Raw genomic sequence first — 9,393 nt, 5'->3', positions numbered from 1 at the left:
CCGCCGGTGACGATCATGTCCTTGGTGCGGTCGACGATGTACCAGAAGCCGTCCTCGTCCTCGCGGGCCACGTCGCCGGTGTGCATCCAGCCGTCGCGGAAGGTCTCCGCGGTGACGTCGGGAAGCTTCCAGTAGCCGCCCGACAGCAGCGGCCCGGCCACGCAGATCTCCCCCGGCTCACCCGGCTTCACCGGGTTGCCGTCCTCGTCGAGCAGCGCCGTCCGGATGAACGCCGACGGCCGGCCGCACGAGGACAGCCGGCTCTCGTCCCCGGTGACGTGGTCCTGCTTGCTCAGGTAGGTGATGACCATCGGGGCTTCGGACTGCCCGTAGTACTGCGCGAAGATCGGGCCGAACCGGTCGATGGCCTCCTTGAGCCGCACCGGGTTGATCGCGCTGGCGCCGTAGTAGATCGTCTCGAGGCTGCTCAGGTCCCGGGTGTGCGAGTCGGGGTGGTCCATCAGGGCGTAGAGCATCGACGGGACCAGCATCGTCGCCTGGATCCTGTTCTTCTCGATGAACTCGAGGACCTCGCCCGGGTCGAACTTCGACATCACGTAGAGCGAGCCGCCCTTGATCACGACGGGTGCGAAGAACGCCGCCCCGGCGTGCGACAGCGGTGTGCACATCAGGAAGCGCGGGTTCTCCGGCCACTCCCACTCGGCGAGCTGGATGTTGGTCATCGTCGAGAACGACTCGACCCGCCCGATCACACCCTTGGGGTTGCCGGTCGTGCCGCCGGTGTAGGTGATCGACGTCATGTGGTCGCGAGGCAGCAGCACCGCCTCCACGGGCGCCGGCGTGAACTGCGCCGCGGTCTCGACCAGGTCGGTGCCGACGTGCGCCAGCGCCTCAGGCACCGGGCCGATGGTCAGGACCTGCTTGAGCCCCGGGCACTTGTCGAGAAGCCCCAGCGCCCGCTCCACGAAGACCGGGTCGACGATCAGCGTCGTGATCTCGGCGTCGTTGATGACGTAGGCGTGGTCGTCGAGGCTGCCCAGCGGGTGCAGCGACGTACGCCGGTAGCCCTGGGTCTGGCTCGCGCCGATGATGAACAGCACCTCGGGCCGGTTGAGCGCCAGCAGCGCGCCCGCCGTGCCCTGGCCGGCGTTGAGGCTCTCGAACGCCTGGACGTACTGGCTGATCCGCTCGCTCACCTGGCGGCCGGTGAGCGTCACGTCGCCCAGGTGGATCACCGGCTTGTCGTGGTGCCGCTTGAGCGCCGCCACCATCAGGTGCCCGTTGTGCGTCCCGATCCGCATCTCTTCGTCTGCTGAGGCCATGCGGGTGAGACTAGAACGTGTTCCAGTTCTGGGCAACGAGTGGCCCATCCGGGCCATGGTCAGCCAGGACTGCGGTCTCGAGACTGACCGGCATGCCCCCAGCATCGCTTGTCGTCCGCCGCCTGCCGCGAGCAACGCTCGTCACCGCTGTCACGCTCGTTCTCGTCGGGTCGTCCATGCCGGCCGCACAGGCCCTCACCCGCGAGATCAACCCGCCTGACGGCGTGGCTGCCATGCACTTCGGCACCTCGGTGGCGATGGACGGCGACACGCTGGTCGTCGGGGCTCCTGGCCCCGGACTCACCGCGCCGGGAGCCGTGTACGTCTTCACCCGCAGCGCGGGCGAGACGTGGACCCAGGCAGCCAAGCTGACCGCGTCGGACGGCTCGAACGGGGACGGGCTCGGGACGGCGGTGTCCATCGACGGGGACACGATCGTGGCGGGAGCCCCGGGCGACGACAACGGTGCCGGGTCGGTCTATCTCTTCGCGCGGACCGGCGCCGCTGCCCGTACGCAGGTCGACCGGGTCACGGCCTCAGACCGGCTCAACGGCGACGCGCTCGGCTCGGCGGTCGACATCGACGGGGACACCATCGTCGCCGGGGCTCCGGGGGACGACAATCCCGGCGAGGACCCCAGCGCCGGTCACGGCTCGGTCTACACCTTCGCCACGACCGGCGCACCGGGCAGGACCCAGTCGGCGAAGCTCACCGCGTCCGACAACACGGTCTCGGGTTGGTCCTTCGCAGGCAGCGCGCTCGGTGACTCCGTCGCCATCGACGGAGACACCATCGTCGCCGGGGCACCCTCGGATCTCTTCGGGAACCCGCAGGGACAGCGGCGAGGGTCCGTCTACACCTTCGCCCGGACCGGCGCGTCGAGCCGCCAGGAAACGGCGAAGCTGACCGTGACCGGCCAGACCACGGGGCGCGTCGGCGAGTCGGTGGACGTCGAGGGCGACCTCATCGTCGCCGGCGACTCCCAGGCCGACCAGTCCTTCGGTGCAGCCTGGGTCTTCACACGGACCGGGGCGGCGGCACGCAACCAGACCGGCAAGCTGACTCCGTCGAACCCCCAGCAGAACAACCAGTTCGGCGCGTCCGTCTCCGTCTCCAGCAGCTTCATCGTCGTCGGCGCCACCGGCCACGCCACTCGAGGCACCGGCTTCGTCTTCACCCGCACCGGGGCCGCCGAGCGGACCGAGACGTGGCAGACCACCGGGTCTGCTCAGTTCACCTCGCTCTACGGTGCCTCGATCGTGACCGACGGCGACCGAGTCGTCGGCGGCGCGCCGAACACCGACACCTCGTCCCCGTTCCTGGACGAGGTGGGACAGGTCACCTCGTCGACGCCCACTCTGTTCGCCACCTCGACGGGGACGGGAACGGGAACGATCACCTCCAGCACGGGCGGCATCACCGGCTGCGCCTCGGCGTGCAGCGAGGACTTCCTGCTCGGTGACCAGACGACGCTGACGGCGACACCGAGCCCCGGCTCGCACTTCGCCGGCTGGGAGAACCACTCGGAATGCTCGGGCACCGGCACCTGCACGGTGACGATGAACGGAGAGCCGCAGGTCGCCGCCCGCTTCACGCTCGGCAGCCCGCCGGGGGACACGACTCCCCCGGTCGTCGGCATCAGCTCGGGGCCCACGGACGGAAGCACGATCACGACGTCGTCGGCCACCTTCGGCCTCACCGCCGACGAGACCTCGACGTTCCAGTGCGCCTACGACGCCGAGCCCTTCACCCCGTGCACCACCCCGGGACCGGGCACCAGCGGCAGTGACACCCGCAGTGGCCTCGCCGAGGGGCAGCACGTGTTCAAGGTCAGGGCGACCGACAGCGCCAGCAACACCTCCGCCGCCCTCACCCGGACCTTCACCGTCGACCTGCCCACGCCGCCGCCCCTACCGCCGACCCCAGGTGACAGCACGGCGCCGCAGACGACGATCACCTCGGCGCCGCCGAAGAAGGTGTTCACGGCCAAGAAGAAGGCCAAGGTCAGGCTCGCCTTCGTCGCCTCGGAGAGCGCGACGTTCCTCTGCAAGGTCGACGCCAAGAGCTACACGTCGTGCCGGTCGCCCTTCCAGGTCCGGCTGACGCTGGGAAAGCACACCATCCTCGTCGTCTCCGTCGACGCCGCGGGCAACCGCGACGCCACGCCGGCCCGGGTCGTGGTCAAGATCAAGCCGAAGCCGGCGTGACGCAGGGGTTCACAACGGCGTGACCCGCACCCGGTCTCCGTCCTCGCGGGCGTGCGCCACCCAGCTGTCCTTGCAGTCGGCACACGCCAGGTGAACGCTGACGGCCACCCCGCAACCGTCTTCCTTGCAGAGCAGGCTCACCCGGAACCGGGCCACGCGGCGGCACCGGTCCGGGTGGTGGCACTCGCACCGCGGCGAGCGTCTGAGTGCGTTGGCGTCGAGCTCCTCCAGCTGATCGGCCCGGCGGGCCGGGTTGCCGCTGAGCCTCCTGCCCCTCGTCTTCGTTGCCATGTCCCGTCCTCTCCTCGGTCGTGGCAGCGACGCTCGAGGACGGCGCCCACTGCCGCGCCCGACGCTGTGGAAAGCGGGGGTCGGTGACGCACCTGTGGACGTCTCGAGGACGTGGCAAGGGGGGTGTGGAGAAGGAAGCCGCGCCGGTCCTCGATGTCGGTGCCGGCTGCTTGAGTGGGGACATGATCGAGAGCGACGAGCTGGCGGGGATGAGCGAGGACGACGTCCTCGCTGCCGCCGGCCTGCGCGCCGAGAGGATCCGCGACGACGAGGCAGATCTGCTGCGGCTGGCCTACCAGATGGCCGTGATCAACGGTCCGGAACGGCTCGCCCTTGCCTCCTCCGACAAGCCCGGCCGCGAGAAGGCTCGCCGCTACGGCGGCGACGGCACGCCCGAGGTGTGCGAGTTCGCCGCCGCCAAGCTCGCGGCCCGGATCGGCATGAGCACCTGGGCCGCCGGCCAGCTGATGGCCGACGCGGTGGACCTGCACCATCGTTCCCCCGAGATCTGGGCCCGCGTCGGGCGGGGCGAGGTCAAGGCGTCCTACGCGCGCTACGTCGTCAAGCAGACCCGCGACCTCGACCGGAAGGCCGCGGCCTACGTCGACAAGGCCGTTGCCGAGTCGGCAGACGGCCGGATCCCGTGGTCTCGGTTCGAGTCAGTGGTGGCGGGGGCGATCGCCAAGGCCGACCCCCAGGCCACGCGCGAGCGGGAGCTGAAGGCCCAGGAGGCGACGTTCGCCAAGAAGCTGCGCAGCGAGGCGCACGGGATGGCGTCGTTCCTCACCAGGGCCCCGGTCTGGCTGATCGACCAGATCGCGGCGACCGTCTCCAGCTACAGCACGGCACTCCGAGACGACCTCCCCGAGCTGACCGACGACCAGCGCGACGTCATGGCCCTACTGATGCTGCTGACACCCGGAGCCGCCGAGGACACCGGCGCGCTCGCGGACCGGGCACCCGTGGTGAACCTCTATGTGCACACCTACGGCGGCCGCGACCACGAGGGCATCACCCGGGTCGAGGGTCATGGCCCGGTCACCGACGCATGGGTCCGCGAGGTCCTCGGCCCGTCCTGCCGCTTCAAGGTCCACCCGGTGATCGACCTGGCCGGCCAGGCCCCGGTCGATGCCTACGAGATCCCCGGCCGACATAGGCAGGCCGTGCATCTGATGACGCCGGCCGATGTCTTCCCCTTCTCCTCCAGCCTGTCGCGCACGCAGCAGGTGGACCACACGATTCCCTACGAGCAGGGTGGTGCCTCTGGGGTCGGCAACTACGGTCCGATGACCGTGCCACACCACCGGATCAAGACTCACGGCGGTTGGGACGTCCAGCAGCCCTTCCCGGGCATCTACGTGTGGCGCGACCCCTCCGGCGTGTTCTACCTCGTCGACCACACCGGCACCAGGAAGCTCCCGGCTGGTGCCGACGTCTTCCCGCTGGTGATGGAGATCTATCGCGACCTGCCCGCCGTCGGGCTCGACTGGGCGTCCTGACTTCCTGATTCGCCAGCGCAGACCGGTTCCTCGGCAGACCATGGCTGAGTGACTCGGGAACATCGCCGCTCGCCAGGACCGCGCGCCGTTGCCCGCCGCGCCACCCTCGGCCTGGCGTGTCTGACCCTGCTTCCGACGCTCGGCGTCGGCCCGTCCGCGGCGGAGCCTCGCACCGACCGGCCCCCCGTCCAGCGGACCACCGGCACGCTCTCGGTGTCCCCACCGGTGGTGGTGAGCGGCCAGGCGGTCCGGTTCACCGGGAGCATCGGCGCCCAGGGGCGGCGAGCCGTGCACATCCAGTGGAACATGAACCGGCCGGGCGACATCTGGATCGACGTCGCCGACACGACCCACAAGACCGACCGCAAGGGACGCTTCGACTTCACCTTCCCGGCGCCCTCCGCGCTCGGTCTGCCGATCGGCCTGCGCGTGGTCGGCGGCCAGGGGCTGAGGACACCGGCGTACCAGCTGAGGGCACGACCCCAGGAGCTGACCCTGAGCCTGGCGGGCGCCCGACCGGACCAGCCCTTCTACGGCGTGCTGCCCGGCCTCCCCTTCAACGTCGTGGTGGACACCACCCCTGCCGTGAGGTCGGCCATGGGCAGCCCGCCCGCCTTCCCCGGCCGAGCGGTCAGCCTGCAGCAGCGGGTCGACGGCAACCGCTGGGTCACGATCGCGACGGCGGCGACGGACAGCGCCGGCCACGCGACGCTGCCGGTCATGGCGCCGCTGCTCGGCGACCTGGTTCTCCGGGCCCGCCAGGAGGGCTGGACGCACGGGGACGACCGGATCGGCTGGTTCCCGTCCTTCCCGACGCACTTCAGCACCGACCTCCTCCCCGACCTGCCCGGCGGAACCGACCGACCGGTCCCGCGGCCGGCCGAGGCGTCCGCGGCGCCGGCCACGGACCGCAAGGACCCGCTCCGCCCGACCGCCAGCCAGACCTGGGGCTGGGGCGGCTCCCTGTGGGACTACGACTGGGGGTTCGGCGAGGACTTCGACTCGAAGCCCTATCGCGGCACCTGGCTGGGTGGGCGTTGGCTGGACACCTCCGACGGCACGGGGCGCGCGGTGCCGTTCAACGGCGGGCTGGTCCTGCAGAGCAAGCTCGCCCACACCGGCGACGGCGACCTCGGCACCACCACGGCGACGCTGCAGGGCAGTGCCCAGCGCAACGGCCGCTGGGAGTTCCGGCTGCAAGGGCACACGTGGGAACAGGGCCCGAGGCCCTACCGGTTCCTCCTCGAGCTGGTGCCGGAGGGCGCCCCGGACGGCACCTGCCAGCCCGCGAGCATCGTGGTCGCCGACGTGGTCATGGGCACGCCAGGGCTCGGCATCGGCGTCCGCTCCCGGGCCGCCGGGTCGGTCTGGACCGCCCGGGACGACAAGGCCGTGCTGGCCGAGGCTCCGTTCAACATGGCCGTCGAGGTGGGCAAGAAGCACATCACCTGGTTCCGCGACGCCAAACCCGTCTTCACCGTCAAGGGGCGCGGCGCCCAGCTCGGCGTCAAGCTCGTCCCACGCCTGAGCCTGGTGGGCCAGCAGGAGGAGATGAACGGCGCCCAGGTCGACTCCGACTGGCAGCGTGCCTTCAGCCTCGACCGCGGGAGCCAGGTCAAGAAGGGGCGGTCGCTCGTCAAGGCGCCGTACACCGACGCCTGCTGAGCGGCCCGAGGCCTACGACTTCAGCGGGAACGAGTGGTGCTCGTGCGCCACCATCCAGCGACCCGCCTCGCGACGCAGCCCGAGGGTGAGCCGGAGCAGGTACGTCGGGTCCTCGCGCAGCCCCTCCGCCGTGGCGCACCGCAGCAGCCCGAACGCGTACGCCACGTCGCCGCCGACGGTCACGTCCAGTGCGGCGATCTCGAAACAGGCGCCCGAGGCCTGCCACGCGAAGAACTCCGGCCACGTCTCGAGGTAGGCCTGGATCCCGCGCACACCCTCGTGGGGAGGAGGCACGTCGAACATCACGATGTCCTCGGCATGGTCGGCGACCACACCCTCGATGTCCCCGTCGTGCACGGCGCTGGCCCATCGCTCGATCAGGCTGCGGATCTGCGTCTCGTCGTCGGTCACCAGTGGTCCTTCCCGCGGTCGGGGCGAGCGCCCCCTTCCCGATGGACCTCGTCAGGGCCGCAACCTCATCGGCCGGACAGGCGTTCGTGCACCGCGTCGAGCGCCCGGCGCATCCCGTCGAAGACGCCCTCCTCCCGCATCAACGTCGTGAGCTGCTCGTTGCCCCCGCCGGGAGGTGCGTACTCGCGCACGATCTCGGCGAGGTCCGGGGTCGGGCGGGACAACGGCCGCGCGACGTCGACGAACGTCGCGGCGAGGAGCTGCTGGGCGTCCGCGGCGGGGACCCCGTGGTCGACCAGGAAGTCGGACAGCACCGTGAGGTACTCGAAGAACGGCGCGAAGGTGCCCATCGAGGTGTAGATCGCCTCGAACTGGGCGCCGTCGGTGATGGGGAGCGCCCCACCCAGGCGCTCGAAGAGGCTCAGCACCGCCGCGACGGGTGGGTGCACCGGGGTGCGGAACGACCGGGTGGCCGCGGCGGGCATGGCCACGGCCCGGGCGACCTCGCGGGCCGGACGCACCAGGTCGGCCAGCTCGGCCAGGGGCAGGCCGGCGACGGCGGACACCACGACGTGCTCAGGACGCCAGGTCAGCTCGAGCAGGGCGTCGCAGTGCTGCCGGCGCAGCAGGACCAGCACGACGTCGACGCCGTCCAGGACCGCCTGGTTGTCCTCGGCGACCGTCACCGTGGGGTACGTCGCCGCGAGCCCGCCCGCCACCCCCGCGTTGCGCGGGGACAGGACGACCTCCGGCGGGTCGTCGACGCCGTCGCACAGACCGGTGACGACGAACGAGGCCAGGGAGCCGACGCCGAGGATGCCGTACGTGGTCACGTCGCCATCACATCAGGCGCTCCACAGCGACTGTCAGCGGCCCGGCTCACGCCGGGGCCGATGGCAAGCGCGGCGCCGGCCGACCGGAATACGATCCGCCCGTGCAGGCAGGGGGTTTCGCCGTACTGGGGCCGCTCGCGCTGGTCCCGGTCACCGGTGGGTCGGGCTCCGCCGGTGGGCCGAAGCAGCGTGCGCTCCTGAGCCTGCTCCTGCTCCACCGCGGGTCGCCGCTGTCGGCCGACCGTCTTGTCGACACGCTGTGGGACGGCCGAGCACCCGACGGCGCCGACGTGACCCTGCGCAGCCACGTGTCCCACCTGCGCCGACGGCTGGCGGAGGCGGTGCCGGCGTGCCGGGTCGAGACGGGACCGCTCGGCTACACGCTGCTGCTCGGAGCGGCGGGGGTCGACGCGGACGTCTTCGAGGACCTGCTCGGCCAGGGCCAGGAGGCCTTCGGGCTCGGTCGCCCCGACCGGGCGGCGGAGCTGTTGCGGCAGGCCCTCGGCCTGTGGCGCGGACCGCCCTGGCACGGACTCGAGCACGTCGACGTGGCCGCGGCGGACGCGGTCCGGCTCGAGGAGCTGCGACTCGCCGCCCATGAGGTGCTGCTCGCCGCGGAGCTGGACCGGGGCCGGCATCGAGAGGTCGTCGCCGAGGCCGAGTCGCTGCACGGCGCACACCCGTTCCGCGAGCGATTCGCGGGCCAGCTGATGCTCGCGCTCTACCGGTCAGGTCGCCAGGCCGAAGCGCTCGAGGTGTACGCCGCGACCCGGGAGCGGCTCGCCGAGGAGCTCGGCCTCGATCCCGGTCCCGAGCTGCAGACGCTCTACCAGGCCGTCCTCCGTCAGGACCCGGCCCTGGCCGCCCAGGCCGCGGTGGCACCCGCAGCCCGCACGACCCGGCCCCGGGAGGTGACCGACGGGGTGCTCGCCGCGCTGTCGGCGGCACCCCTGGACGGGCGGGCGGCCCAGTGCGAGCTTCTGGCCGGCACCTGGAGGAGCGTCGTCGGCACCGGAGCCCCGCGGCTCGTGCTCGTCTCGGGCGAGGCCGGCATCGGGAAGTCCCGCCTCGTCGCCGAGCTGGTCCACGCCGCGGTCGAGGACGGCGCCACGGTCCTCGTCGGCCGATGCGACGGGACCGACGCGGCCTACCACCCGATCGCCGACGCCCTGCGTTCCAGCCGCGCTGCGCAGGCCGTGCTCAC

The 9,393-nt window shown here is 71.7% G+C and carries 8 protein-coding genes; 4 read left to right on the top strand and 4 right to left on the bottom strand.

Going from position 1 to position 9,393, the window contains the following annotated elements; translation table 11 throughout:
• A partial coding sequence (locus tag JHD21_RS17360) for an AMP-binding protein (protein ID WP_292677721.1) occupies window positions 1-1,283 on the bottom strand: 1,283 nt, incomplete at its 3' end.
• 176 nt (window positions 1,284-1,459) lie between these two features.
• On the opposite strand from JHD21_RS17360, the gene JHD21_RS17355 reads away from it, so the two are divergent.
• Window positions 1,460-3,490 (top strand): FG-GAP repeat protein, encoded by a 2,031-nt coding sequence (locus JHD21_RS17355; RefSeq protein ID WP_292677719.1) that lies wholly within the window; start codon window positions 1,460-1,462, stop codon window positions 3,488-3,490.
• A 9-nt stretch (window positions 3,491-3,499) separates the two neighbouring features.
• Here JHD21_RS17355 and JHD21_RS17350 read toward each other — a convergent pair whose 3' ends face one another.
• Complete coding sequence (locus JHD21_RS17350) at window positions 3,500-3,781, bottom strand: hypothetical protein (RefSeq protein WP_292677717.1); 282 nt, start codon at window positions 3,779-3,781, stop codon at window positions 3,500-3,502.
• Window positions 3,782-3,963: 182 nt separating this feature from the next.
• Between JHD21_RS17350 and JHD21_RS17345 the strand changes: the two genes are divergently transcribed.
• Together JHD21_RS17345 and JHD21_RS17340 are read left to right on the top strand one after the other, a co-directional pair.
• Window positions 3,964-5,280: a DUF222 domain-containing protein gene (locus tag JHD21_RS17345; protein WP_292677715.1), complete on the top strand. Its 1,317-nt coding sequence runs from the start codon at window positions 3,964-3,966 to the stop codon at window positions 5,278-5,280.
• Window positions 5,281-5,493: 213 nt separating this feature from the next.
• Complete coding sequence (locus JHD21_RS17340) at window positions 5,494-6,945, top strand: hypothetical protein (RefSeq protein WP_292677713.1); 1,452 nt, start codon at window positions 5,494-5,496, stop codon at window positions 6,943-6,945.
• A gap of 12 nt (window positions 6,946-6,957) precedes the next feature.
• Here the strand turns inward: JHD21_RS17340 and JHD21_RS17335 are convergent, their stop codons facing one another.
• Complete coding sequence (locus tag JHD21_RS17335) at window positions 6,958-7,356, bottom strand: SgcJ/EcaC family oxidoreductase (protein WP_292677711.1); 399 nt, start codon at window positions 7,354-7,356, stop codon at window positions 6,958-6,960.
• A gap of 65 nt (window positions 7,357-7,421) precedes the next feature.
• Complete coding sequence (locus tag JHD21_RS17330) at window positions 7,422-8,189, bottom strand: pyrroline-5-carboxylate reductase dimerization domain-containing protein (RefSeq protein WP_292677709.1); 768 nt, start codon at window positions 8,187-8,189, stop codon at window positions 7,422-7,424.
• Between the two features lie 101 nt (window positions 8,190-8,290).
• Here JHD21_RS17330 and JHD21_RS17325 point away from each other — a divergent pair.
• Window positions 8,291-9,393 (top strand): BTAD domain-containing putative transcriptional regulator (locus JHD21_RS17325; RefSeq protein ID WP_292677707.1); only part of this gene is annotated, 1,103 nt, incomplete at its 3' end.

Origin of the sequence: Nocardioides sp. (assembly GCF_016462705.1) — a bacterium.
Taxonomy (GTDB): domain Bacteria; phylum Actinomycetota; class Actinomycetes; order Propionibacteriales; family Nocardioidaceae; genus Nocardioides.
This window is presented reverse-complemented; position numbering and strand designations above follow the sequence as displayed.

Coding starts and splice junctions, on each gene's coding strand:
- JHD21_RS17355 (WP_292677719.1), top strand. CDS start 1,460: ATGCCGGCCGCACAGGCCCTCACCCGCGAGATCAACCCGCCTGACGGC.
- JHD21_RS17350 (WP_292677717.1), bottom strand. CDS start 3,781: ATGGCAACGAAGACGAGGGGCAGGAGGCTCAGCGGCAACCCGGCCCGC.
- JHD21_RS17345 (WP_292677715.1), top strand. CDS start 3,964: ATGATCGAGAGCGACGAGCTGGCGGGGATGAGCGAGGACGACGTCCTC.